This window comes from Methyloferula stellata AR4 (assembly GCF_000385335.1).
Taxonomy (GTDB): domain Bacteria; phylum Pseudomonadota; class Alphaproteobacteria; order Rhizobiales; family Beijerinckiaceae; genus Methyloferula; species Methyloferula stellata.
Genome location: NZ_ARWA01000001.1, coordinates 1,852,789 through 1,878,455, shown reverse-complemented (window position 1 = coordinate 1,878,455; position 25,667 = coordinate 1,852,789). Strand labels below are relative to the sequence as shown.

Here is a 25,667-nt window from a genome sequence, read left to right as displayed (position 1 = left end):
CGGGCCATATCTTCACGGCCTATCTCCAAACCCGCGCGGATCACTGCGCGGGTTTTTTGCGCCGCAAATCTGAGAACGAAAATGCATATCGGTAAAGGTGCGGCAATTGGTGTTGATTTCGGCACGACCAACAGCGTCGTCGCCATCGCAAGTCCAAATGGTCACGTCGAAACGCTGGTCTGGCCGACCGCGGAGGGGCCAACGGAGACCTTTCGCACCGCCTTGATGTTCTGGCGCGAGGGCCGCAAGACCTTGCATGTCGCAGGTCCCAAGGCGATCGAACGCGCCATCGCGCAAGAAACCGAACAGCGTTTCATCCAATCGATCAAAACCTATCTTGCGAGTCCGCTCTTTACCGAAACCAGGCTCTATGGCGAACGCTTCACGATCGAACGTCTGATCGAGATCTTTCTCGGCCACCTGCTTGAGGAGCTTTCGCCCGAGGCGCTCAAGACCGTGCCGGTCGCGGGCGGAAGGCCGGTGATTTTCGCAGGCGAAAACCCGAACGAAGATCTGGCGGTCGCGCGGCTCCAAAGCGCCTATGCCGGTGCCGGCCTACCGCAGGTCGCGCTTGCCTACGAACCTTTGGGCGCGGCCTATTGGTATGCTCGCGCCTTGCAGCACGACGAGACCGTGCTGGTCGCCGATTTCGGTGGCGGCACGAGCGATTTTTCGGTCCTGCGATTCCATCTGCGTGGCAAAAGCCTTATGACCGAAGCGCTTGCCCATTCAGGCGTCGGCATCGCCGGCGACACGTTCGATTACCGCATCATTGATCATGTCGTGGCACCGCGCCTTGGCAAGGGTACCTTCTATCGGTCCTTCGAAAAGCTTTTGCCGATGCCCGCCTATTTCTATGCGGCTTTCGCGCAATGGCATCAGCTTTCCTGGTTGAAATCGGGATCGACGCTCGCGGAATTGAAAAAACTCGCCGCCGTCAGCGAAGAGCCCCGCATGATCGAGGACCTCAGCACTTTGATCGAAATGGACCTCGGTTTCGAGCTCTACCGCGCGGTAGGAGCTTTGAAAGCCGAGCTTTCGAGCGCCGAGCAAGCCCTGTTTGCCTTCGACCGCGACGGCATCAAGATCGAAGCCGACGTCAGGCGCAGCGATTTCGAGGCCTGGATCGCGCCGGACCTCGCAAAGATCGCAGAGGCCATGGAAAGCGCCATAGCGAAAGCCAATGTCCGGCCGAAAGACATCGATGCCGTGTTTATGACGGGGGGCACCTCCTTCGTGCCGGCCGTTCGTCAGCTTTTCACCAAACGTTTCGGCAAGGACCGCATTCATGTCGGCGACGCATTTCAGTCCGTCGCCTCCGGCCTCGCCCTTCTGGCACTCGACCAGACACGCCTCAAGACGTGATCGCTGGCGGCTTGCACCGGCGCACAGCGCGATCTAGGTTCGCTCGGCATTTCGCCAATAATCGCTGAGGTTTTCCGGACGCATGGCTTCGCTCCCCCCTTCTGACTATCTCGTCGATCGCCGCCAGTTGCGGCGTAAATTGTCTTTCTGGCGGGTTGCCGCGATCTTGTGCCTGATCGTCGCGGTCGTCGTCGCGGGCACGCGCCTGATCGGCACCAATGCCGGAAAGTTCACGCCGCATATCGCGCGCCTTTCGATTTCGGGCCTGATCACCGGCGACCGCAAAACCCTGACCCTGATCCACGATATCGGGGAGGCCAAGAACGTCTCCGCCGTTCTCGTTTCGATCGAAAGCCCCGGCGGCACGACGACGGGCGCCGAGCGGCTTTATGATGCATTGCGAAAGCTCTCGGCGAAAAAGCCGACCGTCGCAGTTGTCGGAACCTTGGCAGCCTCCGGCGGCTATATAGCGGCGATCGGGACCGACGAAATTTTCTCGCGGGGCAATTCCATCGTCGGCTCGATCGGCGTCCTCGTCCAATATCCGAATGTCGCAAAACTGCTCGATAAGATCGGCGTCTCGGTAGAAGCCATTAAATCGTCGCCGCTGAAGGCCTCGCCCGACGGCTATGAGCCAACCAGCCCCGAGGCGCGCGCGGCGATCGCGTCCCTCGTCAATGACAGTTTCGAATGGTTTAAGGCGCTCGTTAAAGAAAGACGCAAAATGAGCGACCAGGAACTCGCGGCTGTCGATGACGGACGCATCTTCACCGGACGGCAAGGCATCGGCCTGAAACTCGTCGACAAGATCGGCGGCGAGCAAGAAGCGGTCACTTGGCTTGAGCAGGAGCGCGGTATTCACAAGGGCCTGCCCATTCGCGACTGGACTGCAAATAAAAGCCTCGGGAGCCTAGGAATTCTGGGCGTTTCCGCGCGGCTCGCCGAATGGAGCGGGTTTTCCGAACTCAGCCGTACGTTAGATTACGGGCAATCTCTTTCAGACACGCGTCTGCTTGACGGTCTCGTATCGATTTGGCAGTTTGACTCACCTCAAGGAAACTGAGCTGATGAGTCTCGTTTTATAGTGAGCATAAATTTCTTTGAGCTTGGATCGAACGGTTTGATGTTGCGGTTCGCCGCTAACCGTGCATCCTCTTAAGATCAGCTCGGCATTGGTCGAACGGGGGAATGCGTGATCAAATCTGAACTCGTGCAGCGGATCGCCGATCGAAATCCGCATCTCTACCTGCGCGATGTCGAAAAGATCGTAAATGCGATTCTCGACGAGATCACCAAAGCGCTGTCGCGCGGCGACCGGGTTGAATTGCGCGGCTTCGGGGCCTTCTCGGTCAAGCATCGCGACGCACGGCTCGGCCGCAACCCGCGAACGGGCGCTCACGTTTCTGTCACGGAAAAGGCCGTGCCCTTCTTCAAGACGGGCAAGGAAATGCGCGAGCGCCTGAACGACGGCTATTCGGATTGATCTCCGCCGTTGTTAGCAAGTAACATCAAGAGGCCGCAACGAAGTAAGAGCCTGTGAGACCTCTGGCATGAAATTTCTGAAATGGCTCCTCATCGCGCCGCTGGCGCTCATCGGGCTCGCTTTTGCCATTGCAAACCGGCATGAGACGACCGTGTCCTTCGACCCCTTCGCGGGCACTGACATATCGAGCCCGCAACTGACCGTACCCTTGTTCATTCTCCTGTTCGTCGCGGTCCTCTTCGGCATTGTGCTTGGCGGCTTTGCCACCTGGGTCACGCAAGGGAAGAACCGCAAAGCTGCGCGGCTTGCGAAGTCGGAAGCCGAGAAATGGCACAGCGAAGCCGACCGGCTGCGGGCCCAGGTAGGCGCTCAAGTCTCCGATATAGGCCGGTCGCCGGTCGAAACACGGGCCTTGGTGCGGCCTTACTAAAAGAGTTGATTGCCGGGCCTTAAGCTCATAAGGCGAAGAATGAGCCTCACCATCAAAATCTGCGGGCTTTCGACGCCCGAAACGCTCGACGCCGCGCTCGCCGCCGGCGCCGACATGGTGGGCTTCGTCTTTTTCGAGAAAAGCCCGCGCCGCATTTCGCTTGAGGCCGCGCGGCTCTTGGGTGGCCGGACGGGCACGAAAGCGTTGAAGGTCGCCCTCACCGTCGATGCCGACGACGCGACGCTGGCTGCGATCATTGCCGAACTCAAGCCGCAGCTCTTGCAGCTTCATGGGCAGGAAACGCCCGAGCGCGTCGCCGGTATTCGCGCACGCTTCGGCCTGCCCGTCATGAAGGCCGTCGGCCTTGCCCAAAAAGACGACCTGGCCGCGATAGGTCCCTATGCGACCGTCGCCGACTGGTTGCTGCTGGACGCCAAGCCCGCGCCGGACGCCGCTCTCCCCGGCGGCAATGGCGAGGCCTTCGATTGGAGCCTCTTGCACGATCTCCAACTCGGCAAGCCCTGGCTGCTCGCCGGCGGTCTGCGCCCGGATAATGTCGCAAGCGCCGTTGGAATCAGCGGCGCGCCCGGCGTTGACGTCTCCTCCGGCGTCGAAAGCCTGCCCGGGGTGAAAGATATCGCGAAAATCGGGTCCTTTATCGCGAATGCCCGGCAGGTGACCGAAGGGCTTGGTTCGCTGCGCCAAAGCGGATAGATCATCTCTTATGAATAAGCCTGAGATCCCGAACTCTTTCCGCCTCGGCCCTGACGAGCAGGGCCATTTCGGCCTCTATGGCGGCCGTTTCGTCGCGGAAACCTTGATGCCGCTCATTCTCGACCTTGAAGCCGCCTATGCCGCGGCCAAGGCTGATCCGGCCTTCCATGCCGAATTGAACGGTCTCCTCAAACATTATGTCGGACGCCCGAGCCCGCTCTATTTCGCCGAGCGCCTGACCCAGCATCTCGGCGGCGCTAAAATCTATTTCAAACGCGAAGAGCTGAATCACACCGGCGCGCATAAGATCAATAATGTGCTCGGCCAGATCCTGCTCGCGCGGCGCATGGGCAAGACGCGCATCATCGCCGAGACCGGCGCAGGCCAGCATGGCGTCGCGACGGCGACCGCCTGCGCGCGCTTTGGGCTTGAGTGCATCGTCTATATGGGCGCCGTCGATGTCGAGCGGCAAAAGCCGAACGTCTTTCGCATGCATATGCTCGGCGCCAAGGTCGTGCCCGTGCAGGCCGGCGCCCGCACGCTGAAAGATGCGATGAACGAAGCTCTACGCGACTGGGTGACCAATGTCACCGACACGTTCTATTGCATCGGCACGGCAGCGGGCCCGCATCCCTACCCCGCCATGGTGCGCGACTTCCAATGCATCATCGGCGACGAGACCCGCGTGCAGATGCAGGAGGCGGAAGGCCGCCTGCCCGACTCGCTCTTTGCCTGCATCGGCGGCGGCTCCAATGCGATCGGGCTGTTTCATCCCTTTCTCGACGATCCATCGGTCGAAATCTATGGCGTCGAGGCGGCGGGCTTCGGGCTCGACAAGAAACACGCGGCCTCGCTCGCGGGCGGTCGCCCCGGCGTGCTGCATGGCAACCGCACGTATCTCTTGATGGATGAAGACGGGCAGATCGAGGAAGGCCATTCGATCTCGGCCGGTCTCGATTATCCGGGCATAGGCCCCGAGCACGCGTGGCTGAAGGAATCCGGCCGCGTGACCTATCTCTCGGCGACCGATGCCGAGGCGCTCGAAGCCTTCCAGCTTTGTTCGAAGCTCGAAGGCATCATCCCGGCACTTGAGCCCTCGCACGCCATCGCCAAAGTGATGGAGATCGCACCGCAAAAGCCGCGCGATCACCTGATGGTGCTCAATCTCTCGGGCCGCGGCGACAAGGATATTTTCACCGTCGCCGATCATTTGGGCGGGATGTAGCAGGCAACGCAGACGTTTCTGTTCAGACACACAGCGAAACGCAAAAGCCAAATCGAAAACAAATTGCTCCGTTAGCTCCATCGTTGCCGAACGATGGAGAGGCCATTTAATGAATTTATCCTCGCGCCGGATCTTCTTGAGAGCGCTTTCGACAGGCGCCGTCTCTTTCGCTTTCACCGGCACGCGATCAAGCGCTCATGCCATCCCGCTGGAGCAGTCCAAACAGGAGGGGCTTTATAAGCTTACGCCGCAAGTTGAAGAGGGACCTTTTTATATCGCTCCGCAATTGCAAAGGGCTGATATTCGCGAAGGCAAAAGCGGCGTACCGCTGCGCTTCAAGCTGACCGCCATAGAGGTCGCTTCATCTCAACCGCTTACGAATGCGCGCGTCGATATCTGGCATTGCGACGCGCAAGGCATCTATTCCGCCTACCCCGGACAAGGCGACAATCACCGTATCGACACAAGCAATGATCGTTTCCTGCGCGGCTCGCAAATGACCGATGGCAGCGGATCGGCCGCTTTCGATACGATCTATCCGGGCTGGTACGACGGACGCGCGACGCACATCCATTTCAAGATCTATCTCGGAGATCGAAACGTCCTGACCGGGCAAGCTTTCTTTCCCGATGCGCTGAACGAGTTTCTCTATCTGAATGTGCTCGCCTATCAAGGCCGGGCGGGCAATAGAATGGTGGTCAACGCCAATGACATGATCGTAACGGAGCAGGATCCGCAGCGGCTCGGGTTTTGCTCCATTCGCGAGGCACGTGACCACTACGAAGCGAGCCTCATTGTCGGCGTGGATCGGGCGGCCGATTTTACAAAAGCTCCGCCCACGCCCCCGCCCCCGCCCCCGGCAGGTTCTGTGTTTGGCAGGTTGTTTGGACGACCTTCTTTGCCGAAACTCAGGAACCGCACCGCCGCGCTCGTGCCAGGCCTCATTCAAGGCCCATAATTTTCGTCATACGCGGGACCCGCGCGATCAGTTCGTCTCTCCGCGCAATCGGGCCGAACGGGAAATTTGCCCGGCGCCTGTCAGGCGTCCTGCCTCTTCAAGCAAAAGCTCAAACCTCTTAGTTTTTGACAAAGGCGCGCAAGGAAACAACGGCCGTACGGCGGAAACCTTTTCGCAGAGACCAACCCACGGCGCCGGACTATGGAGGAGATCGCAATGGGTAATCAGCCTGTGTCGTTCGATGAGAGCCGTGTCACCTGGTACAAGCTCGACTGGCTGGACCATGTCGAATTCTACGTCTACAAAATCGACGAAGCCAACCGTATCGTCGACATATTGTTCAAGTTCGCGGCCAATCAGAAAGCGGACCTGCATCAGCACCATGCCGATTACGTTACATTCGTGGTCCAAGGGGAACTGCGCTTGTACAATAAGGCTGGGGATCTGATTGAGATCAGGCCGACAGGAAGTTACGTGTCGGGTTCGGCAATGAGCGAGCCGCATACCGAAGGCGGCGGCGATCGGGACGCGATCGTCTTTTTCAGCAATCGCAACGTCCAGGACGTGCTTTATCGGTTCCTGGACGACAATTTAAATCCGATCCGGGATCTGCGTTTTGAGGATTTCAAGGCGCAATTCGAGGCGCAGGGCCAGCCCATCTGGCAAAAAACTGCGGCCTGATGCCCTGAGCGATTTAGCTGCTTAGCCCGCCGATCAGGCTCGGCATGTCGAGCGGGCGGAAGCCGTAATGCGTCAGCCAGCGCACGTCGGCCTCGAAGAAGGCGCGCAGGTCCGGCATGCCATATTTGAGCATGGCAATGCGGTCGATCCCCATGCCCCAGGCGAAGCCCTGATAGACATCGGGATCGAGCCCGCAATTTCGCAGCACGTTCGGATGCACCATGCCGCAGCCGAGAATTTCGAGCCAGTCGTCGCCCTCGCCGAAGCGAATTTCGCCGCCTTTGCGCGAGCATTGAATATCGACTTCCATCGACGGCTCGGTGAAGGGAAAGAAGCTCGGCCTGAAGCGCATCTTGACGTCGGACACTTCGAAGAAGGCCTTGCAGAATTCTTCCAGCACCCATTTCAGATGGCCGAGGTTTGCCTGCTTGTCGATGACGAGGCCTTCGACCTGATGAAACATCGGCGTATGCGTCTGGTCGGAATCGCAGCGATAGGTGCGGCCCGGGCAGATCACCCGGATCGGCGGCTTTTGCGTCAGCATGGTGCGCACCTGCACCGGACTCGTATGGGTGCGCAGCACTTTGCGTTCACCCTTGGCGTCGGGCATCAGGAAGAACGTGTCGTGCATTTCGCGCGCGGGATGATCCGGCGGGAAATTCAGCTTGGTGAAATTATAATCGTCGCTCTCGATATCCGGCCCTTCGGCAATCGAAAAACCCAAGTCGGCGAAGATCGCGGCGAGTTCGTCCATGACCTGCGTGATCGGATGAATGCGGCCGGCTTCAAGCGGCGTGACGCGCACCGGCAAAGTCACATCGACGGTCTCGGCGACAAGCCTTGCTTCGAGCGCAGCTTCCTTCAAGATAACTTTGCGCGCGGCGAGCGCTTCGGTGACCTTGTCTTTGAGGGCATTGATCGCGGCGCCTTGAGTCTTGCGTTCGTCGGGCGCCATTTTGCCCAGGGTTGCAAGCAGGGCCGAGATCGATCCCTTCTTGCCGAGCGCGGCGACGCGCACCGTCTCGAGCGCAGCCTCGTCGGCGGCAGCTTCGACGGACGCGAGCACATCGGCTTCAAGCGATGCCAATTCGGACATGGATGATCGATCTCTATTTTAGCTTGTCTGATGCGCGGTTTTTGCCACGCGCATCAGAGCTTGTCGAGTAACGCCGGTTTCAGCGCTTAGCGAGGCGACGAGCCAGGCTTTTGCCGATTGAACCGTGCCGGCTTTTGCGCCGCGGCAGCCGGACCATTGGCATGCGGAGCAGCGCCCCGGCCAGCCGGCTGGGGGCGTTTGCCCGGCGCATGCGCCCGCGGCCCAGCGGCAGCACCCGCACCGTCTCCACGGAACTCGGCGCTTTTGCCGGGTCCGCGCGGCGGCTGCCGGTTGCTGCGGCCTTTCGGATGCGGCTGCGCCGGACGCTCGGAGACCGCCGGGCGCGGCATCGGACTTCCCGGCGGAAGCCTGCGATCCGTCGTTGCGATCTTCTCGCGGATCAAGGATTCGATCGCCCGCAGAAACGGCCGTTCCTCGCCGTCGCAAAACGAGATGGCAATGCCCGACGCGCCCGCCCGCGCGGTGCGGCCGATGCGATGGACATAGGATTCAGCCACGTTCGGCAGATCGAAATTGATGACATGGGTGACGTCATCGACATCGATCCCCCGCGCCGCAATATCGGTTGCGACAAGCACCTTCACGCTGCCGTCGCGAAACCCGGCCAAAGCCCGCTCGCGCTGGCCCTGGCTCTTATTGCCATGGATCGCGCCGGCCGGGATGCCATTGGCTTCGAGATGTTCGGCGACATGATTGGCGCCGTGCTTGGTGCGGGTGAAAATCAACGTGCGGCCGGAGCCTTCTTCCCGCAAAAGCTCGACGAGAACATGCCGCTTGCGCGCCGTCTCGACGAAGATCACCTGCTGATCGATTTTCTTGACCGTCGAGGCGACAGGCGTCACGGCGACTTCGACCGGCTCGTGCAGAAGTTCGCCTGCGAGCTGGCCGATGGCGCGCGGCATGGTCGCCGAGAAGAACAGGCTTTGCCTTTTCTTCGGCAGCACCTTGGCGATGCGGCGGATCGCGTGGACGAAGCCCATATCGAGCATCTGGTCGGCTTCGTCGAGAACGAGGATCTCGACCTTGTCGAGAATTAAGGTGCCTTGGTCGAGATGATCGATGAGGCGGCCGGGGGTCGCGACAAGAATATCGACGCCGCGTTTGAGGCGTTCGGCCTGCGGCCGGAACGAGACGCCGCCGAAGACGGTCGCAATCGACATATGTTGGTGACGGCCATAGGCGCGGAAGCTCTCGGCGATCTGGCTTGCGAGTTCGCGCGTCGGCGACAAAATCAAGGCCCGGCAGGTCTTGGGGTCCGGCCGGCGCCCGGCATCGGCCAGCCTGTGCAGGATCGGCAAAGCGAAGGCGGCCGTCTTTCCGGTGCCCGTCTGGGCGAGGCCGAGAATATCGCGTCCCGCCAAGGCATGAGGAATGGCCTGCGCCTGGATAGGGGTCGGCACAGTATATTTCTCGTCCGCGAGAGCCCTGAGGATCGGCGCGGCGAGATTCAATTCAGCAAAATCGGTCAAGAATGTTCTTTCAAAAAAGCGCGAAAACCGCCGATGCGAAGCATCGCGGTGTCCCCGAATCACAGGAGGATGTGCAGGCGGCCTCTGTTTATGCTTTCCGCACGCAGATTGGCCATTTTGGAGCCTGATCACTCCCATGCGGTGGAAGATCGAAATCAAATCCACCCGGCCACGCAATACCCATGTGGCCCGAAAGCGGCGTAAGGTCAAGACTTTCCTGACCATCTGCGCTTTTACCGCAGGCGCCATGGCTTGCCTGAAAATGGTGTCGTGACGATTTAACCTATAGTCAGAACAAGGCGACTCGGTTAACTTACTTCTATCGTCAACCATTGAAAGGAGGTGATCCAGTGTCTCAATGTCACATCGCAAGGCCGCTGGAGATCTCCGCCGAGGGTCGGCTTCGCTAACCATTGTTAGCGGAGGACTTTCTGGCCGAAGTCGGCGGGCGCGCTGACATTGTCTTTCGGTCCCTGACGTTGCCCCATCGCGGTGGCGTCTTGAGGATTGTGCATCGGAAAACCCCGGCCCTGCCGGGGTTTTCTTTTGAGCGCTCCGGCGCGATAAACCAGCTGGCCGGGCCGGACCTGATAAAAGGTCAGTCTGCCGTCATTGCGAGGAGCAGAGCGACGAAGCAATCCAGAAGCAAAGGTTAGAGCCTGTCCCTGGATTGCTTCGCTACGCTCGCAATGACGATCGGATGATTGAGTCCCGGTCCTAGATTAGTAGAGCGGAATAGACCGATGACCCATGTCGCGACGCTGGTCTGCGATCCGAGCTTTCCGATCGTACAGGCCAGCCATTTAGAGCTTGCAGCCGGCTTCCTGCCTGGCGCCCAGGCGCCGCAATGGCTCGATCAGGGCGTCGCCGCCGATATCACCTTCACGCCGCAGGCCGGTACCGATCTTCGCGCGCTCGCCGACCAGATCCGCGCCGGGCTGCACCCGTGGCAGATCGATGTGGTCCTGCAGCCGGTCGAAGGACGCCGCAAGAAACTGCTGCTCGCCGATATGGATTCGACCGTCATCGGTCAGGAATGCATCAACGAACTCGCGCAGGAAATGGGCAAGCGGGCGCAGGTCACGAAGATCACCGAACAGGCCATGGCGGGCGAGATCGACTTCGAGACCTCTTTGCGCGAACGCGTCACGGTCATCAAGAATCTGCGCGCCGATACGGTCAACCGCATCCTCGGCAAGAAGATCACCATAACGAACGGCGCGCGCGTGCTGGTGCAAACCATGCGTGCCAATCGCGCCTATACGGTTTTGGTGACGAGCGGCTTTTCGGCCTTCGCGGCGCCGGTGACGGAGAAGGTCGGCTTCAATGAATTCCAGGCCAATGTGCTTGGCGTCGCGGAGAATCGCTTTACCGGCCTGCTCGAAGAGCCGGTGCTGGGGACGGAGGCGAAGCGCGACATTCTCATTCGTCTGCGGGAAAAGGAATTCCTACCGAAGGTGCAGGTGATGGCGGTCGGCGACGGCGCCAATGATCTTGCCATGCTGGCCGAAGCCGGCCTCGGTGTCGCCTTTCACGCCAAGCCCGCCGTCGCAGCGGCGGCGGACGCACGCATCGATCATGCCGATCTCACCGCGCTTCTCTATCTGCAAGGCTATCAGCGCAGCCAATTCTGGAGCGAAGAGCGCAAGGAACTCGACGCATCCGAATGGATGAAGCGCTATGGCTGGATGGCCAGAGAGAATAGCAGGAAGAATTAGCGGCAGCATTTCGGCGGCAAGCTGCAGGCTGCGGTGAGCATATCGGCGATCCCGACCTGTTGCGGATATCAAGGAACCACTGTGGATTTCTTCTCATGAAGCCGTTCCCGCCCGCAGCTGATCTTACGAAATTCGAGGGCGGCTCGATTGCGCAGGTGCGCCTTGATCCACATGGAGTGCAGTTCGCCTTTGATAGTGGGCGGCTAATCGTGGCCGAGTATCGGATCGAGCAGATAGAGGCGGACGGCAGCAGATATCCTTACGAATGTTTAGCTCAAAATGGTTCGCCACTCATTCTTCACCGGCTTCTTTATCGGCGCATCGAAGCGATACGCCGCGCTGACCTAAATCTCACATTTGAAATTGAGGGTGGTTCGCTGCTGACGGTGTTTGCAGATATCGGCCCTTATGAAAGCGGCAATATCTCAGGGCCTGACTATCCCTTTACAATCTTCTAACCTGCATTCATCCAAGACGATAATGAGCAGAATTCAACCATTTGCACCGAAAATGCAGTCCTAATCGCAAAGAGCTTTTTGGTGCAAATCCCCTGTGACGAATTTAGGGCAAAAATCTGACCGTCATTGCGAGCGAAGCGAAGCAATCCAGGTAACTGCTCAGACAATGGCATGGATTGCTTCGTCGCGCCGCTCCTCGCAATGACGGCTTCATGATTGAGTTCTGAATATGTTGGCCTTCACCGCGTCACCGACGCGATCCATTGCAGATAGGCTGGTGCGCCTTTCTCGATTGCGATTTCGACAATCTCCGGCGTCTCATAGGTGTGAAGCGCGCGGATCGCCGCTTCAACGGCCGCATAATCTTCCGATTTGATTTTGCAGAAGAGCATCAGCTCCTGCGCCTGTTCGATAGCGCCCCGCCATTTGTAGATCGAGTCGATCGGAAACATCTGCACGCAGGCCGCGAGGCCTTGAGTCACGAGCGCTTTACCTATGGCCTCGGCATTGGCGCGAGACTCACACGTCGTCATCACAATGGCGCAAGTATTGGCATGAAGCTCGTCCGGCATGTCGCGACTATCCCTCAAACAATGGTGAGATCAATCAGATAGCGCATCGCTGAAAATCACGGCAAAGACGCCAAAACTTTAGGCTCCTGGCTCTTGACCGCACGCTTACACAGTCGAGAATGTGGCGAAAACCAAGCGGTGCCTTTACCATCGCCAATAAATTCCTTACAAGCGCGCTAAGACCACTTCATCCTTAGGGGTTGGGAGCTTCCTATGGCCAAGATACTTGAAAAAATGAACAGCGCGATCGCTGCCGGATTTGTGTTAGCCCTTATCGTCCTCGTCATCTTCAATGCCAAATCACTGGGCGAGGAAGAGTTCTGGCGCGGCTTCTTCACCGTGTTCCATGTCCTATCCGGTGTTCTGTGGATCGGCCTGCTCTATTATTTCAACTTGGTGCAGATCCCGACCATGCCGAAAATCCCGGCTGAGCTGAAGCCGGCCGTCGGCAAGTACATCGCGCCGGAGGCCTTGTTCTGGTTCCGCATGTCCGCGGCCTCGACGGTTTTATTCGGCCTCATCGTCGCCTTCATGATGCGCAAGAACCTGACCGTCATTCTCGATGTCGGCATGCTGCTCGGCCTCATCATGGCTTACAATGTCTGGTTCATCATTTGGCCGAATCAGAAGAAGGCGCTCGGCATCGTGCCGGTCGACGACGCCGCGAAGGCAGCCGCCGCCCGCATCGCCATGCTGACCTCGCGCACGAATTTCGTGCTCTCAGTACCGATGCTCTATTGCATGGTCATGTCGCGCTACGGCGTCAGCGCTTTCTGATAAGCGCAACCGGCAATCGGCAAAAAAAGGCGTCCAGCAATGGACGCCTTTTTTATGCGCGCGATCAGCCGAGATTCAATTCCTTGAAGAAATCATTGCCCTTGTCGTCGATCACGATGAAGGCCGGAAAATTCTCGACCTCGATCTTCCAGATCGCTTCCATCCCGAGCTCGGGATATTCCAGGACTTCGACCTTCCTGATGCAGTCTTGCGCGAGCCGCGCCGCCGGACCGCCGATCGAGCCCAGATAAAACCCGCCGTGCCTGGCGCAGGCCTCGCGCACTTGCGGCGAGCGATTGCCTTTCGCCAGCATGATCTTCGACCCGCCTGCCCGTTGAAAATCCTCGACGAAGGAATCCATGCGGCCCGCCGTCGTCGGACCGAAAGAACCTGACGCGAAACCTTCAGGCGTCTTCGCCGGTCCCGCATAATAGACCGGATGATCTTTGAAATAATCCGGCAGCGGTTCGCCTCTTTCAAGCCGCTCCCTGATCTTGGCATGAGCAAGATCGCGCGCGACAATCATAGAGCCGGTGAGCGACAAGCGCGTCTTGATCGGATAGCTGCTCAGCTTCGCCAGGATCTCCGCCATCGGCTTATTGAGATCGATCGAAACGACCTCGCCGCCGAGCGCCGCTTCATCTATCGCAGGCAGATATTTCGCCGGATCATGCTCGAGCTCTTCGACGAAGACACCCTCCTTGGTGATCTTGCCCAACGCCTGACGGTCGGCCGAACATGAGACGCCAAGCCCGATCGGCAATGAGGCGCCATGGCGTGGCAGGCGGATCACGCGCACGTCATGGCAGAAATATTTGCCGCCGAATTGCGCGCCGACGCCGAGCTGTTGCGTGAGCTTGTGGATCTCCTCCTCGAGCCCGATATCGCGGAAGGCGTGGCCATCGTCGCCGCCTTGTGTCGGCAGTCCGTCGTAATAGCGCGCCGAGGCGAGCTTCACGGTCTTCATCGTCTGCTCGGCCGATGTGCCGCCGATTACGATCGCGAGATGATAGGGCGGGCAAGCGGCCGTGCCGAGCGTGAGGATTTTTTCCTTCAGGAAAGCGACAAGCTTTTCATGCGTCAGGATCGACGGCGTCGCCTGAAACAGAAAGCTTTTGTTGGCGGAGCCGCCGCCCTTCGCCATGAAGAGAAATTTATAGGCTTCTTGGCCGTCGCTATAGATCTCGATCTGCGCGGGCAGATTGGTCTTGGTGTTGGTTTCCTCAAACATCGACAGCGGCGCCAGTTGCGAATAGCGCAGGTTCTTCTTGACGTAGGCGTCCATGATACCTTCGGCGAGCGCGCTTTCGTCATCGCCTTCGGTAAACACGAGACGTCCCTTCTTGCCCATCACGATCGCGGTGCCGGTATCCTGACACATGGGCAGAACGCCGCCCGCCGCGATATTGGCATTCTTCAAAAGGTCATAGGCCACGAATTTATCGTTGGAGCTTGCCTCCGGATCATCGAGGATCTTGACGAGTTGCGCCAAATGTCCCGGCCGCAGCAGATGATTAATGTCGATCATCGCCGTCTCGGCGAGAAGCCGTATGGCCTCGCGATTGACGACAAGCATCTCGCGGCTGCCGAAGGGCTGCAGCGAGACGCCGTCCGACGTCAGTTTGCGATAGGGCGTCGTGTCATGATCCGACGAGAAAAGCGGGCGATAGAGAAATGACATCGTGACATCCTGATCCGGTTTCGGCCCTTGTTTAAACCGGGGCCCGCTTCATTTGAAGGGAACCTTCGGCATGCTTGCGTGGCCCCTTCAACTATGCGGTGGCAGCCGTCCTGGGAGCCTGATACGACACGCAAATGGCGATGAAATTTCCTTTTCCAGTCCTGCTGTCGGACATCGGGGGGACCAATGTCCGCTTCGCTCTGGCCAAGGCGCCGGGCCTCGCGCTCGAACATGGGCCTCACATGAAGACATCGGATCATCCGAGCCTCGAAGCGGCGATCGAGGCCTCGCGGGCGTTTTTTTCGGCGACGCCGCACTCGATGATCGCCTGTGCCGCCGGACCCATCGACGGCCGCAAGGTCAAAATGACCAATGCGGCTTGGAGCATCGATGGTGCAACCGTCGCGGCGGCGGCAAAGCTCGATCAAGGGCTGCTTCTCAATGATTTCGAGGCGCAGGCTTTAAGCCTCGCGGCCTTGCCCGCCGCGGCTACCCAATGGATCGGCGATCCGCGCGAGGGGACCGGTCCGCAACTCGTGCTTGGTCCCGGCACCGGCCTCGGCGTCAGCCTCCTATTGAAGATAGACCAAAAATTCGTGGCGCTGCCGAGCGAAGCCGGTCATGTCGAATTCGGCGCGACCAATCTCGAGGAAGCCTCGATTTGGAGCAAGATAACCGGACCGCCCTTTCGTACCACCGCCGAGGCCCTGCTCTCAGGTCCGGGCCTCGTCAGGCTGCATTTCGCACGGCTTGCCGCGCTCGGCAAAGAACCTCCGAGCCTTGACGAGGTTTCTGTCGTTGCGCAGGCCCATGCCCATCCGCAGGGCGAGGAAGCCGCGACATTGCGGCTCTTCTGGAATTTGATCGCGCGTTTCGCCGGTGATATGGCGCTGGCCTTCCTGGCCAAAGGCGGCGTCACCTTTGCCGGCGGGGTTCTTCCGAAAATCACAGCTTTCCTGGATGAGACGGAATTCCGCAAGCATTTCGAAAACAAGGCGCCCTACGTCGCCTTGATGCAAAAGATCGGCACGCGCCTCATCATCGCGCCCGACTCGGTTCTCGACGGTATGGCGGCGATCGCCGCTTCGCCGGAGCGTTATGCGCTCGACGAAGAGCGGCGGGCCTGGTGCTAGAGCATCGGGCCGAAAAGTGTGAAGCGCTTTTCGGGTAGCTCATTATAGTCAGGCGGCTCGCGAAGCCTGTTCCTGAGTCAGCACGGCATAAAGCGCCATAGGATCGCGCGTCGAGCGGAGCTTCGCGGTCAAGGATGTATCGCGCAGCATGCGTGCGATGCGCGCCAACGCTTTCAGATGATCCGCCCCAGCCGACTCGGGCGCGATCAGAAGGAAGATCAGATCGACCGGAACATTGTCGAGCGCTTCGAAATCGAGCGGCCGTTCGAGGCGCGCGAAAATCCCGAAGATGGCCGGTGCTTTCGCCAATTTGCCGTGCGGAATGGCAATGCCACCGCCGACACCGGTCGAACCCAGGCGCTCGCGTTGAAGCAGAGCATCGAAAATTTCGCGCGAAGGCAGGGCGGACAAATGCCCGGCATGCTCGCTCAACTCCTGCAAAGCCTGCTTCTTCGTGTTGGCCTTCAACGAAGGAAGCATGGATTTGGGGGTGATCAACTCGCTTAAATTCATCTATTTAGAAAATCCGGTGAAGGGAGGAGACGTGTCGATCCTGGGGATCAAGCGCCGGCGCGCGGCGACCGCGCGCAAGCCTTCGGTGTTGCTCTTTTAAAGGGCAATTGCGAGCCATTGCATTCAAAGCGACAAACTCGCGCCCTCATACCAATATGGTGTCGATCCAGCCGATATTACCGTCGGCGCGCCGGTAGACGATATTGGGCCGGCCGTCCCCCGCATGACGGAAAACCACAACTGGCACATTGGTCAAGTCGAGTTCAAGCACGGCGCTTGAAACCGTCATTTCTTTCAGACTGGCCCGAGGCTCGGCAATGACCGCCGGCGAAGGTTCGCCGCGCTCGGTCCGCTCGCTCCCGTCCAATTCATCCTTGATCCCCGGTTGCACCTCGATGCCCGGCGGGAGGTCCTGCACCCCGTGCTTATTGCGGATCCGGCGCTTGTAACGGCGCAGCCGCTCCTCGATCCGATCGGCGGCCCTATTGAAACTGGCATAAGGCTCATGCGCCTCGGCCGCGACCTGAAGCGTCATCCCGGAATCGAGATGCAAAGTGCAATCGGCGCGAAAGCCTGAGCCTTCCGGTTCGATTGTGACATGTCCGCTGATGGGTCCGGCGGAAAACTTCGAGATCGCCGTATCGATACGGGTCCGCACATGGGACCGTAGAGCTTCACCGATGCTGATATTCTTGCCTGAGACACGCAAGGCCATGGCCTACTCCGTTTCCTCCAGCAATCTTTGATCCGGGAATGGAGTTCCCCAGTTTTAAAAGGGTTAGGAGCGTCCCGAACCTCTGTCAATGGGACGAAGAGGCTAGGCCTTGCCCCTTTATATAAAGATATCAGTTATTTGCGGCACTAACTGCGGCAGTTTCAAAGCGAATTTGGCTTCGCTAGAATAGCTCCAGGCGTGCATGCCGGAGGTAAAATGCTGCGGATATCTTTATCCAGCGCCTAATGCATCGCCTTTTCGCGGCGTCTTGCGACGGATGACGGGATTTTCAGGCTCTCACGATATTTCGCGACCGTTCGCCGGGCGATATCGATATTCGAGTCCTTCAACCGCGCCACGATGGCATCGTCCGACAGAACGTCGCCCGCGTCTTCCTGCTCGATCATCTGCCTGATCCGGAAGCGGACCGATTCAGCCGAATGCGCGTCGCCGCCATTATGCGAAGCGATCGACGCGGTGAAGAAATATTTGAGTTCGAACAGGCCGCGCGGCGTCGTCATGAATTTATTCGACGTCACGCGCGACACCGTCGATTCATGCATGCCGATCGCGTCCGCGATGGTTTTCAGGTTGAGCGGACGCAAATGCTCGACGCCATGCGCGAAAAACGCATCCTGCTGGCGCACGATCTCGCTCGACACTTTGAGGATCGTACGCGCTCTTTGCTCGAGACTCTTCGTCAGCCAATTCGCCGTCTGCAGGCAATTTGAGATGAAGGTTTTGTCGGCATCATTGCCCTTATTGCGCGAGACGCGCGTGGCATAGGTCTGATTGACGAGAATGCGCGGCAGGACTTCCGAATTCAATTCGACATGCCAGGACCCGTCCGGCATAGGCTGGACCAGGACGTCGGGCACGACGGGCTGGATCGCGGCGCCGCCGAAGGCCCGCCCTGGACGCGGATCAAGCCTTCGGATCTCAGCCACCATATCGAGCATGTCTTCGTCGTCCACGCCGCAGAGCTTGCGCAGGCTGGCGAGATCGCGCTTGGCCAGAAGATCGAGATTGGCGACAAGCGCCTGCATGGCCGGATCGAACCGGTCGCGTTCGCGCAATTGAATGCTCAAACATTCGGCAAGATTGCGGGCGGCGACGCCGCAGGGATCGAAAGTCTGAATTTTCTTGAGGATCTTTTCGACGAGTTCCGGGGCCGTCCCGAGTCGTTCGGCGATCTCGCGGATATCTTCCGTCAGATAGCCGGTCTCATCGATCGAATCGATCAGGGCATGGCCGATCATGCGCTCGACGGCATCCGTAGTGGCGAGCACAAGCTGACCCGCGAGATGATCCTTAAGCCCCAATTCCGCCGCGACATAGGCCTCGAGATTGGCAACCTCGCCATCGCCCGAGGGGCTCGAAGACCCGGACCAGGAGGTCGCGGAAAGTCCGTTTGAATCGGCCATCTCATGATGTTCGGCCGTGGCATGCACGCGGTCGTCCTCGAACGTATTGGACAGTTCCGTACCAAGGCTCGCTTCGAGCGCGCCGCGGTCTGTCGCAAACGTGTCGGAACTCCAGTCGGTGTCCGAGGCATCGTTGAATTCGAGATTGTTCTGGCTCTCGGCGCCGGCCTGTCCGTCGCTGACCCCCATGATTTCATGCGGGTCGGGCGCGTCTTCGGCGCGTTCCAGAAGCGGATTACGTTCGAGTTCTTCCTGGACGAAAGCCGCCAGTTCCAGATTGGAAAATTGAAGTAGTTTGATGGCCTGCAGAAGCTGCGGCGTCATTACCAGGGATTGGCCCTGGCGCATGATGAGCTTGGTCGTAAGCGCCATTTATGCTGTCGACTCTACGCTTTTCCAGGGTTCTCCGCATGCGAAGGCATGTCGCGGCCCGTTTTTTGCTTATAGCATAGAAATCCGCAGTGTGAGTCCCAGATTCCGCATCTATGGCAATTTTGTCGCAGTTTATCCCCTGCGACGCAAAAATCGCCTAGCGCCAGGGCTCTACATCCGGAAATCTTCTCCGAGATAGAGCCGCCGGACGTCCGGATCAGCAACGATCTCGTCGGGCGTGCCTTCGGTCAGGACATGGCCGGAATGGATGATATAGGCCCGGTCGATCAGGCCCAAGGTCTCGCGCACATTATGGTCGGTGATCAAAACGCCAATGCCACGCTGCGTCAGGTGCTGAACCAGACTTTGGATATCGCCGACCGCGATCGGATCAACGCCGGCAAAGGGCTCGTCGAGAAGAATGAAGGACGGATGCCCGGCGAGCGAGCGGGCGATTTCGCAGCGCCGCCGCTCACCACCCGACAATGCGATCGCGGGCGATTTACGCAAGCGCGCAAGATCGAATTCCTCAAGCAGGCCCTCAAGCTCGGCGGCACGGGCGCGCCGGTCCGGCTGAGTGATCTCGAGCACGGCTAGAATATTTTGCTCGACCGACAGGCCGCGGAACACCGAAGCCTCCTGCGGCAAATATCCGATGCCGAGGCGGGCGCGTCTGTACATCGGCAGGATTGTGACATCGTGGCCGTCGATTTCGATGGCGCCGACATCCGGCCGCACAAGCCCGCTGATCATGTAAAAAACAGTCGTCTTGCCGGCGCCGTTGGGACCGAGCAATCCAATGGCCTCGCCGCGCCTCACTTCGAGGCTGACGTCCTCCACGACGCGTCGGCCTTTGTAGATTTTGCGCAAATGCCGCACCGAAAGCAGGCCGTCGGTGTCAACGCGAGGTTGCTCCGCCGGCGCCCGCATATTCTGTTGGGGCTGGTTCGGCGCGCTCGCATTCTGCGGGGCGGAGAGGTCCTCGGGGATCCATTCGGGCGGAAGGCGATCGTGAAATTGCGCCTCGGCGGCCTGCGTTTCCTCCATGAGCCAATCGCCATAGCCGGCCGCTGGCGCTTCCAGCCGCTCCTTGCTCGATGACCGAAACAACTTAGGAAACAACATGATGATAGGCTCAACAAGCGCGGCAATCCAGCCCGCCGCGGCATTCCGCGCCGAAGAAGTACGGGTCGATCTCACAAGCAAAATGCGCAGACCCTCGACTAACTTAGGCTGGAAAGATGCGGTCCGACAGAGTGACATGATCAGGGCGCTTTCCCGTCGATCCATTTCAACGCCACGACGGGATTTGACAAGAGCCAGAACGCGCTCATTGGGTTTTTAACGCTGCGTCATTCCGAGGAGCGCCGAGTTTGGTGGATCCCCCGCATTTGGCAAATTTTTTGGGTGCCGCGTCCTCAGACGCGTTATTATTCGGCAAAAACAGGCTCCGGACATTGCCGATGACGACAGCCTGGCTCGTATTGAGGTCATAGACCAGTTTATCGCCCTTCGTGACATTGGGGCCCTGCGTCAACGTCACGTTTCCGTTCAAATAAACTTTATTGTCGGCCTTCACGTAAATGCCGTTGTCGCCGGTCCCGACCTGGTCCTTTTGCGTCAGGGTCACGGGACCTGACGCCTCCATCCGGCGGACCTGATTATTGGTCGCAGACGGCGTGCCGGTTCCATTCGACTGATCTTTCGGCATCAGAAATATGGTGAGCACGGGGGCCAGCAAACAGCTCTCGCCCTGCACGGCCACGACATTGCCCGTGTAGACCAGCTTTTGTTCCTTGTCGTAATAATCGAGTTTGGCGGCGTCTATATTGATCGGCTCTTTCGAATTCGATCCCGGCAGCGGGCCGCCGCCCGACGCTTGGTTTTTTTCCGCCGAAGCAGGGACTGCCGCCGCGATGCAAAACAACAAAGCCAGCATGGAGCTGCGGCATCGCGCAGGAAACAAGTCGCGCATCAAGCTCCTCATCGTTCGGCGCTCGTCAAAGCACCCACGGACGTGTCGGTGGAGTCTTGTTGAATGACGGATTTCACCGACCCTTCAAACGTGACCCTGTGACCATTGTCGCCGATGGTCATGCGATCGGCATCGAACCGCGCTCCGTTCAACAGCAATGTCGCCGGTTCGTCGGTGACCATGTCATTGCTTTTGAAATTCATCGTCACGGATTTCATTAAGAACTCATAGCCGGCCGCATTCAGGATATGCACATTTTCGCGCAGCTTCATCGTGTCATGCAGACTGTCATGCGTCCCGAAGCCGGCCAGCACGCGCGCGGTTGAGTCATCGCCCATGACCACTTTGGCCTTAACGCCGACGAGTTCCGTTATATTGGTATCGAGAATGTCCTGAATACCTGACGAAGCGACGATCTCATAGGCGCGGCCGTCCTTGCGAAAGCCGGTCATCTTCGGGTCTTCGGTCGTCACGCGCGTTCCATTCAAATGAACCGAAGCGACGGAAATCGTGACGGGCATATGTTTGAAGGGATCGAACAGCCCGATAACGGCGATGAAAGCGGTGGTCACGCTGGCGCCGATGACAATGGCTCGTCGCAGAAACCGGACGCGCGCGGAATGGCGGTCGGCTGTGCGAAGCGCATCATGCCGCTGCGGCACCACTATCTCAAATCGCGCGCCAACCATTCTATCCGTCACATCCCTCTGCGATCGATTTTACGCTATCGCGGCGCAATCCGAAAACCGTCCGCCCGCGCGCCTCATTGCTAAACTTAAGTATAAGCTTGAAAAAACCGCGGCCAGTTCGGAATTGATTCCGCAAAACCATTAAAATCTTTTCGGCCGGTTACGACAGCATTTCAACCATAGCAAGCTTATCTCGTCCGTGCGGCCTTTTTGCGGATGTTCCGGCCCGCCCTGCGCGCCGCTCCTCAAAAAGTCCCTGCTAAATCAATGACGGAAACCGGCGCCGTGAAGGCTCCAATAACAATTTGCAACAAATTTACAGATCAAGCCCGTTAAATATCCAGGTGCGCAAATCCCCCCGCGCCAATCGTTTATACGCGCGGGCAGGCGCGAGCCCCCTATTCGTGGGAAAATATATCCGTATTCGGCCAGCCGCCCAAATCCAGTTTGGCCCGGACCGGCAAAAACGCGAAACAGGCCTCGGCATATTGAAACCGGTTTTCGCGCAAAAGCATCATATCGAGCTTGGCGCGCAGAGCATGGAGATGCAGCACATCCGAGGCCGCATAGGTGAGTTGCGCATCGCTTAACGTATCCGCGCCCCAATCGGAGGATTGCTGCTGTTTCGACAATTCGACGGCGAGAAGCTCACGGACGAGATCCTTCAGCCCATGCCGGTCGGTATAGGTCCGTGCCAGTTTCGAGGCGATCTTGGTGCAATAGATCGGCTCCGCCATGACGCCGAAGGTCTTGTAGAGAATCGCAATGTCGAACCGCGCGAAATGAAACAGTTTGGTGACGGCGCGGTCGGCCAATAGACGCTCGATATTGGGGGCGCGCGTCTGTCCCGGCGCGATCTGAACGACATCGGCATTGCCGTCGCCGCCCGACAATTGAACCACGCAGAGCCGGTCGCGCTGAGGGACCAGGCCAAGCGTTTCCGTATCGATCGCAACCGCATCGCCGTAAGTCGTGCCGTCCGGCAGGTCACCTTTGTGAAGACGAATCGTCATCTCAGCCTAATAAACATTGGCCCAAAGTTTCGCTTTGTCGCGAAAAATTCTCATAGGTTCGGCGGTAGCATCCCGCCTTGCGCGGCGCAAGCCGGAGAGGCCAGGCGCCGGCAAAGGCGCGGTGGATGGCGCACCAGATGACTGCCGCCGGCCCTGCAAACTTCACGGCCACGCTGGAACCATCCCTCGAAGATGCCGTTCGGTTGGCAGTCAACTTCGGGAGAAGACTGCATGACGATAAAGATGGGTATTGCCGTTCTTTCGGGCCTTTTGACGCTTCCGCTCGCGGCCCAGGCTCAGGGCGTCGTCGGGGGATCTGAGAGAGGCGCGGCCGAAGGCGGCGCAGCCGCGGGGCCCGTGGGGGCCGTTGTGGGTGGCGTCGTCGGCGGGGTGACCGGCGGCGTCGCGGGCGTGCTTGGCGCGGACGAAGGGCCGCGGTTCCACGACTATGTGGTGCGCACGCACCGTTCGTCCTATCGCTACGCGGAACCGGTCGAGGTCGGTGCGGAACTGCCGACGGAAGGCATCACTTATTACGACGTGCCGCCGGAATATCATGTGGCACCCGCCTATCGTTACACCATCATCAACGAGCGTACCGTGCTCGTCGACCCGCACACGCGCCGCGTGGTTCAGGTAATCGACTAACCCTACGGCGAAACGATCGACGCCCCGTCTAGCAACAGGCGGGGCGTTTTTATTGGCGCGATGGACCAAGATGCTCATGAAGCGCGATGGCGACACGCGCGAGCAGATCTGTCCAACTCTCCGTCCCGGTCCGGCGAAACAATCGCATCGTCGGGTACCAGGGCGAATCGGCGCGATCGAGAAGCCATCGCCAATCGGGGACGGGCTTCAACAAAAGCCAGACCGGACGTCCCAAGGCCCCTGCGAGATGCGCGACAGACGTGTCGCAGGTCAGGATGAGATCGAGCCCCTGCATCACGGCGGCCGTATCGACAAACGCATCCGGTCCGGCGTCGAAATCAACGCCTAGCCGTTCGATCCGCATGGACGGCGGAAGATCGTCGAGCTGTTCCGTGCCCGCGCCCACCTGCAGGCCGATCAATCTGACGCCCTCGGCCGCAAGCGCCGCGAAAGCCGCCAAGGGAATGGAACGTGCCGGATCAGCGCGGACATTCTGATTGCCGTGCCAGCAAAGACCGATCTTGAACCCCTCGGGACCGAGGCGGTGCTTCCATTGCGCCACCCTCTCGGCTTCGGCGAAAATGTAAGGCGTTGCCGCGGGGATCGTCTCAAGCCGCGTTTTGAGGATGAAAGGGAAACTCGAAAGCGCCACCTGACAATCGAAATCCTCGGCGTTGCCGATCGTATCCACGAGGCGGATCGCCGGATCCAACGTGCTAAGAAGACGATGAAGTTTCTTCCGGCAAAAGAACGTCACTTTGGCGCCGGCTTTGATCAGCGGCGGCAGATAGCGCGAAAATTGGATCGCGTCGCCGAACCCCTGTTCGTCGAAAGCGAGAATACTGTCGCCCGGCTTCACCTCGCCCGACCATTCGGGCAGCGGCAATTTCAACTCGCGCTTCGGCGTCTCACCGCCGATCCAGCGAAACTCGTAATCTTCCCAGCCCCGTTCGAAATCGCCGAGGAGCAAAAGCGCGGCGCCGCGATTGTTGCGGGCATGGGCAAAACCCGGCGCAAAAGCGAGCGCCGTATCGAAAGAGGCAATCGATTCACGGATGCGCCCCAAATCGCGCAAGGCGATGCCTTCGCTGCTCAGGGCCTCGAGATAATCCGGCTTGTGCTTTAAAGCCGCCTCGCAATCGGCCAATGCCAAATCGGGCTTGCCGATACGCAGATAGACGTTGGCGCGATTGAGCAGGGCCTGCGGAAAATCGGGCCGCGTGCGCAAGGCTTCTTCGTAAGACGCGAGCGCCTCGCTGTGCCGTCCGATCTCGTAGAAGGCCACGCCGCGATTGGTCAGAACATCCGGGTGCCCCGACGCAAGGCCGAGCGCGGCGTCATAGGCGCCAATGGCCGCGTGACAGCGGTTGAGCTTTTGCAGCGCATTGCCGCGGCTGAACCAAGCCTGGCAGAAATCCGGCTTCAGCCGCAAGGCCTCGTCGAAAAACTCAAGCGACGCATCGAGCTGCCCGGCCTCGAGAAGGATGGTGCCGCCGGCATAAAGCGCTTCCGGATAGGCCGGGTTGAGCCGCAAGGCGGCATCGTAAGAGGCAATCGCCTCGTCGAGCCTGCCTGTCTCCCGCAGGAGATTGCCGCGATGATAAAAACCGCTTGCGTCGAGATCATCCGCCGCGAGCGCCTGATCGTAGGATTGAATCGCCTCCTGCTGGCGCCCCAGGCGCTGAAGCGCCAATGCACGATGCGCCAAGACGCCTTGCGGCTTCGGATCCACACAGAGCGCGCGGTCGAACCACGTGAGCGCGTCGCGATCGGCTTCTACGCTGAGGTAAATCAATCCGAGAAGCGCGGATTGGGCCGCGTCGAGATCCCTCTCATGCAAGGATCGCAAGAGATCGAGAGCCTCAGGCAAACGCTCGGCTTTCAGATGTTCGATCGCATGCGATAGCGTGAGGCTGATCGGCGCCGCGGCGCCCGGGAGCCGAGGCGGCACTGCCTCGCGCGAACGCGGCCGGGGCGATGATTTCATGCAGTCCCCGATTTCGGCGCCGAAAGCGGACCGCCTGCGTAGGATTTTTCCTCGACGATCGAGGAATTGAAGAGAATGTTGATCGCTTTCTTCAAAGCAGCGCGCCGGTCGTTCGTCTGATAGACCTGCCGCGCAAGCTCGACGAAACCCGTGCCGAAATCCTGCCTGGATTCGTGCAGGCGCAGCGCGTCTTCAATATCCCAAAGCCGCGCATTGGTGGTCTTGAGCTCACCTTCGAGACGCTCAAGCGCGGCACCGACCAGATTTTTTTCGATCTTCATGACGCGCAGCAGAGCCAACTCATAGCGCACGTTATCGAGCTGCTGCGGATCGGAAATGTGATCCGCCTTGATCTCCAAAATCGTGATCTTGTCGATGAGCTCGCCGATGCCGCATGGAACCATGATCTCGGCGCGATCACGGCGATGAAGGCTTCTGCTCACGCGGACCTCGTGAAGGAATCACTATAGCCCGCGCGGATGCGGGCCTCTTATCCCTTCGAGATTATTCGCGGGAAGCTTTCGCGGGCCTGGAGACTGCCATTGACTCA

General features: G+C 59.3%; 27 protein-coding genes. 14 read left to right on the top strand and 13 right to left on the bottom strand.

The genetic code is table 11. The features are described 5' to 3' along the window. Positions 1-81 precede the first annotated feature (81 nt). From A3OQ_RS0109240 to A3OQ_RS0109205, 8 genes are all read left to right on the top strand, one after another. Positions 82-1,365 (top strand): Hsp70 family protein, encoded by a 1,284-nt coding sequence (locus tag A3OQ_RS0109240; protein ID WP_020175102.1) that lies wholly within the window; start codon positions 82-84, stop codon positions 1,363-1,365. Positions 1,366-1,447: 82 nt separating this feature from the next. Continuing rightward, complete coding sequence (gene sppA, locus A3OQ_RS0109235; RefSeq protein WP_020175101.1) at positions 1,448-2,428, top strand: signal peptide peptidase SppA; 981 nt, start codon at positions 1,448-1,450, stop codon at positions 2,426-2,428. A 129-nt stretch (positions 2,429-2,557) separates the two neighbouring features. Further along, on the top strand, positions 2,558-2,848 hold the full coding sequence (locus A3OQ_RS0109230) for an integration host factor subunit beta (RefSeq protein WP_020175100.1): 291 nt from the start codon (positions 2,558-2,560) through the stop codon (positions 2,846-2,848). Between the two features lie 67 nt (positions 2,849-2,915). Beyond that, positions 2,916-3,278 (top strand): LapA family protein, encoded by a 363-nt coding sequence (locus tag A3OQ_RS0109225; protein WP_020175099.1) that lies wholly within the window; start codon positions 2,916-2,918, stop codon positions 3,276-3,278. 39 nt (positions 3,279-3,317) lie between these two features. After that, entirely contained in the window at positions 3,318-3,992 is a 675-nt protein-coding gene (locus A3OQ_RS0109220) for a phosphoribosylanthranilate isomerase (RefSeq protein ID WP_020175098.1), read from the top strand. Positions 3,993-4,002: 10 nt separating this feature from the next. After that, on the top strand, positions 4,003-5,217 hold the full coding sequence (gene trpB, locus A3OQ_RS0109215; protein WP_020175097.1) for a tryptophan synthase subunit beta: 1,215 nt from the start codon (positions 4,003-4,005) through the stop codon (positions 5,215-5,217). 109 nt (positions 5,218-5,326) lie between these two features. Continuing rightward, entirely contained in the window at positions 5,327-6,175 is an 849-nt protein-coding gene (locus A3OQ_RS0109210) for an intradiol ring-cleavage dioxygenase (RefSeq protein ID WP_020175096.1), read from the top strand. Between the two features lie 201 nt (positions 6,176-6,376). Next, entirely contained in the window at positions 6,377-6,856 is a 480-nt protein-coding gene (locus A3OQ_RS0109205) for a hypothetical protein (protein WP_020175095.1), read from the top strand. Positions 6,857-6,869: 13 nt separating this feature from the next. On the opposite strand, the gene pheS is transcribed toward A3OQ_RS0109205, so the two are convergent. After that, entirely contained in the window at positions 6,870-7,952 is a 1,083-nt protein-coding gene (gene pheS / locus A3OQ_RS0109200) for a phenylalanine--tRNA ligase subunit alpha (protein WP_020175094.1), read from the bottom strand. Positions 7,953-8,038: 86 nt separating this feature from the next. After that, positions 8,039-9,442: a DEAD/DEAH box helicase gene (locus tag A3OQ_RS0109195; protein WP_020175093.1), complete on the bottom strand. Its 1,404-nt coding sequence runs from the start codon at positions 9,440-9,442 to the stop codon at positions 8,039-8,041. A 743-nt stretch (positions 9,443-10,185) separates the two neighbouring features. On the opposite strand from A3OQ_RS0109195, the gene serB reads away from it, so the two are divergent. Both serB and A3OQ_RS0109175 read left to right on the top strand, forming a co-directional pair. After that, positions 10,186-11,160: a phosphoserine phosphatase SerB gene (gene serB, locus A3OQ_RS0109180; RefSeq protein ID WP_020175090.1), complete on the top strand. Its 975-nt coding sequence runs from the start codon at positions 10,186-10,188 to the stop codon at positions 11,158-11,160. A 95-nt stretch (positions 11,161-11,255) separates the two neighbouring features. After that, positions 11,256-11,618 (top strand): hypothetical protein, encoded by a 363-nt coding sequence (locus A3OQ_RS0109175; RefSeq protein WP_020175089.1) that lies wholly within the window; start codon positions 11,256-11,258, stop codon positions 11,616-11,618. Positions 11,619-11,857: 239 nt separating this feature from the next. Here the strand turns inward: A3OQ_RS0109175 and cutA are convergent, their stop codons facing one another. Then, on the bottom strand, positions 11,858-12,190 hold the full coding sequence (gene cutA, locus A3OQ_RS0109170; protein ID WP_020175088.1) for a divalent-cation tolerance protein CutA: 333 nt from the start codon (positions 12,188-12,190) through the stop codon (positions 11,858-11,860). Between the two features lie 213 nt (positions 12,191-12,403). Between cutA and A3OQ_RS0109165 the strand changes: the two genes are divergently transcribed. Beyond that, positions 12,404-12,967, top strand: coding sequence for a urate hydroxylase PuuD (locus tag A3OQ_RS0109165; RefSeq protein WP_026595670.1), 564 nt, complete (start codon positions 12,404-12,406; stop codon positions 12,965-12,967). Between the two features lie 64 nt (positions 12,968-13,031). On the opposite strand, the gene A3OQ_RS0109160 is transcribed toward A3OQ_RS0109165, so the two are convergent. Continuing rightward, positions 13,032-14,648 carry a fumarate hydratase gene (locus A3OQ_RS0109160; protein WP_020175086.1) on the bottom strand — a complete coding sequence of 539 codons (1,617 nt, stop codon included), beginning with the start codon at positions 14,646-14,648 and terminating at the stop codon, positions 13,032-13,034. 134 nt (positions 14,649-14,782) lie between these two features. Between A3OQ_RS0109160 and A3OQ_RS0109155 the strand changes: the two genes are divergently transcribed. Next, entirely contained in the window at positions 14,783-15,781 is a 999-nt protein-coding gene (locus tag A3OQ_RS0109155; RefSeq protein WP_020175085.1) for a glucokinase, read from the top strand. 48 nt (positions 15,782-15,829) lie between these two features. On the opposite strand, the gene ptsN is transcribed toward A3OQ_RS0109155, so the two are convergent. Continuing rightward, on the bottom strand, positions 15,830-16,294 hold the full coding sequence (ptsN, locus tag A3OQ_RS0109150) for a PTS IIA-like nitrogen regulatory protein PtsN (RefSeq protein WP_026595669.1): 465 nt from the start codon (positions 16,292-16,294) through the stop codon (positions 15,830-15,832). Here ptsN and A3OQ_RS25195 point away from each other — a divergent pair. After that, positions 16,260-16,394, top strand: coding sequence for a hypothetical protein (locus A3OQ_RS25195; RefSeq protein ID WP_020175083.1), 135 nt, complete (start codon positions 16,260-16,262; stop codon positions 16,392-16,394). The genes ptsN and A3OQ_RS25195 overlap by 35 nt on opposite strands. 45 nt (positions 16,395-16,439) lie before the next feature. On the opposite strand, the gene hpf is transcribed toward A3OQ_RS25195, so the two are convergent. The 6 genes from hpf to A3OQ_RS0109115 all read right to left on the bottom strand — a co-directional run bounded on the left by hpf (position 16,440) and on the right by A3OQ_RS0109115 (position 22,482). Beyond that, positions 16,440-17,009 (bottom strand): ribosome hibernation-promoting factor, HPF/YfiA family, encoded by a 570-nt coding sequence (hpf, locus tag A3OQ_RS0109140; protein ID WP_020175082.1) that lies wholly within the window; start codon positions 17,007-17,009, stop codon positions 16,440-16,442. A 242-nt stretch (positions 17,010-17,251) separates the two neighbouring features. After that, on the bottom strand, positions 17,252-18,805 hold the full coding sequence (rpoN, locus tag A3OQ_RS0109135) for an RNA polymerase factor sigma-54 (protein ID WP_020175081.1): 1,554 nt from the start codon (positions 18,803-18,805) through the stop codon (positions 17,252-17,254). Positions 18,806-18,976: 171 nt separating this feature from the next. Further along, the gene (lptB, locus tag A3OQ_RS0109130) at positions 18,977-19,930 is read right to left on the bottom strand and encodes an LPS export ABC transporter ATP-binding protein (RefSeq protein ID WP_152428374.1); all 954 of its coding nucleotides are present in this window, start codon (positions 19,928-19,930) and stop codon (positions 18,977-18,979) included. Positions 19,931-20,135: 205 nt separating this feature from the next. Further along, positions 20,136-20,780, bottom strand: coding sequence for an LptA/OstA family protein (locus A3OQ_RS21875; protein WP_020175079.1), 645 nt, complete (start codon positions 20,778-20,780; stop codon positions 20,136-20,138). An 8-nt stretch (positions 20,781-20,788) separates the two neighbouring features. Continuing rightward, on the bottom strand, positions 20,789-21,442 hold the full coding sequence (gene lptC, locus A3OQ_RS0109120; protein WP_026595668.1) for an LPS export ABC transporter periplasmic protein LptC: 654 nt from the start codon (positions 21,440-21,442) through the stop codon (positions 20,789-20,791). Between the two features lie 425 nt (positions 21,443-21,867). Next, positions 21,868-22,482 (bottom strand): ribonuclease D, encoded by a 615-nt coding sequence (locus tag A3OQ_RS0109115; protein WP_020175077.1) that lies wholly within the window; start codon positions 22,480-22,482, stop codon positions 21,868-21,870. 231 nt (positions 22,483-22,713) lie between these two features. Between A3OQ_RS0109115 and A3OQ_RS0109110 the strand changes: the two genes are divergently transcribed. Next, a complete protein-coding gene (locus A3OQ_RS0109110) occupies positions 22,714-23,130 on the top strand; it encodes a DUF1236 domain-containing protein (RefSeq protein ID WP_020175076.1) in 417 nt (138 codons plus the stop codon). Between the two features lie 49 nt (positions 23,131-23,179). Here the strand turns inward: A3OQ_RS0109110 and A3OQ_RS21870 are convergent, their stop codons facing one another. Continuing rightward, a complete protein-coding gene (locus tag A3OQ_RS21870; RefSeq protein WP_020175075.1) occupies positions 23,180-25,117 on the bottom strand; it encodes a tetratricopeptide repeat protein in 1,938 nt (645 codons plus the stop codon). After that, on the bottom strand, positions 25,114-25,560 hold the full coding sequence (locus A3OQ_RS21865; protein ID WP_244427122.1) for a DUF6165 family protein: 447 nt from the start codon (positions 25,558-25,560) through the stop codon (positions 25,114-25,116). The genes A3OQ_RS21870 and A3OQ_RS21865 overlap by 4 nt, the downstream gene beginning before the upstream one ends. Positions 25,561-25,667 lie beyond the last annotated feature (107 nt).

Bases quoted from the DNA above. Each gene is read 5' to 3' on its own strand.
- A3OQ_RS0109205 (WP_020175095.1), top strand. From the start codon at position 6,377: ATGGAGGAGATCGCAATGGGTAATCAGCCTGTGTCGTTCGATGAGAGC.
- trpB (WP_020175097.1), top strand. From the start codon at position 4,003: ATGAATAAGCCTGAGATCCCGAACTCTTTCCGCCTCGGCCCTGACGAG.
- A3OQ_RS25195 (WP_020175083.1), top strand. From the start codon at position 16,260: ATGGATTTGGGGGTGATCAACTCGCTTAAATTCATCTATTTAGAAAAT.
- ptsN (WP_026595669.1), bottom strand. From the start codon at position 16,294: ATGAATTTAAGCGAGTTGATCACCCCCAAATCCATGCTTCCTTCGTTG.
- serB (WP_020175090.1), top strand. From the start codon at position 10,186: ATGACCCATGTCGCGACGCTGGTCTGCGATCCGAGCTTTCCGATCGTA.
- hpf (WP_020175082.1), bottom strand. From the start codon at position 17,009: ATGGCCTTGCGTGTCTCAGGCAAGAATATCAGCATCGGTGAAGCTCTA.
- A3OQ_RS0109115 (WP_020175077.1), bottom strand. From the start codon at position 22,482: ATGACGATTCGTCTTCACAAAGGTGACCTGCCGGACGGCACGACTTAC.
- pheS (WP_020175094.1), bottom strand. From the start codon at position 7,952: ATGTCCGAATTGGCATCGCTTGAAGCCGATGTGCTCGCGTCCGTCGAA.
- rpoN (WP_020175081.1), bottom strand. From the start codon at position 18,805: ATGGCGCTTACGACCAAGCTCATCATGCGCCAGGGCCAATCCCTGGTA.
- A3OQ_RS0109175 (WP_020175089.1), top strand. From the start codon at position 11,256: ATGAAGCCGTTCCCGCCCGCAGCTGATCTTACGAAATTCGAGGGCGGC.
- A3OQ_RS21870 (WP_020175075.1), bottom strand. From the start codon at position 25,117: ATGAAATCATCGCCCCGGCCGCGTTCGCGCGAGGCAGTGCCGCCTCGG.
- A3OQ_RS0109240 (WP_020175102.1), top strand. From the start codon at position 82: ATGCATATCGGTAAAGGTGCGGCAATTGGTGTTGATTTCGGCACGACC.
- A3OQ_RS0109110 (WP_020175076.1), top strand. From the start codon at position 22,714: ATGACGATAAAGATGGGTATTGCCGTTCTTTCGGGCCTTTTGACGCTT.
- A3OQ_RS0109160 (WP_020175086.1), bottom strand. From the start codon at position 14,648: ATGTCATTTCTCTATCGCCCGCTTTTCTCGTCGGATCATGACACGACG.
- A3OQ_RS0109155 (WP_020175085.1), top strand. From the start codon at position 14,783: ATGGCGATGAAATTTCCTTTTCCAGTCCTGCTGTCGGACATCGGGGGG.
- A3OQ_RS21875 (WP_020175079.1), bottom strand. From the start codon at position 20,780: ATGCGCGACTTGTTTCCTGCGCGATGCCGCAGCTCCATGCTGGCTTTG.
- A3OQ_RS0109225 (WP_020175099.1), top strand. From the start codon at position 2,916: ATGAAATTTCTGAAATGGCTCCTCATCGCGCCGCTGGCGCTCATCGGG.
- lptB (WP_152428374.1), bottom strand. From the start codon at position 19,930: ATGTTGTTTCCTAAGTTGTTTCGGTCATCGAGCAAGGAGCGGCTGGAA.
- sppA (WP_020175101.1), top strand. From the start codon at position 1,448: ATGGCTTCGCTCCCCCCTTCTGACTATCTCGTCGATCGCCGCCAGTTG.
- cutA (WP_020175088.1), bottom strand. From the start codon at position 12,190: ATGCCGGACGAGCTTCATGCCAATACTTGCGCCATTGTGATGACGACG.
- A3OQ_RS0109210 (WP_020175096.1), top strand. From the start codon at position 5,327: ATGAATTTATCCTCGCGCCGGATCTTCTTGAGAGCGCTTTCGACAGGC.
- A3OQ_RS0109165 (WP_026595670.1), top strand. From the start codon at position 12,404: ATGGCCAAGATACTTGAAAAAATGAACAGCGCGATCGCTGCCGGATTT.
- A3OQ_RS0109220 (WP_020175098.1), top strand. From the start codon at position 3,318: ATGAGCCTCACCATCAAAATCTGCGGGCTTTCGACGCCCGAAACGCTC.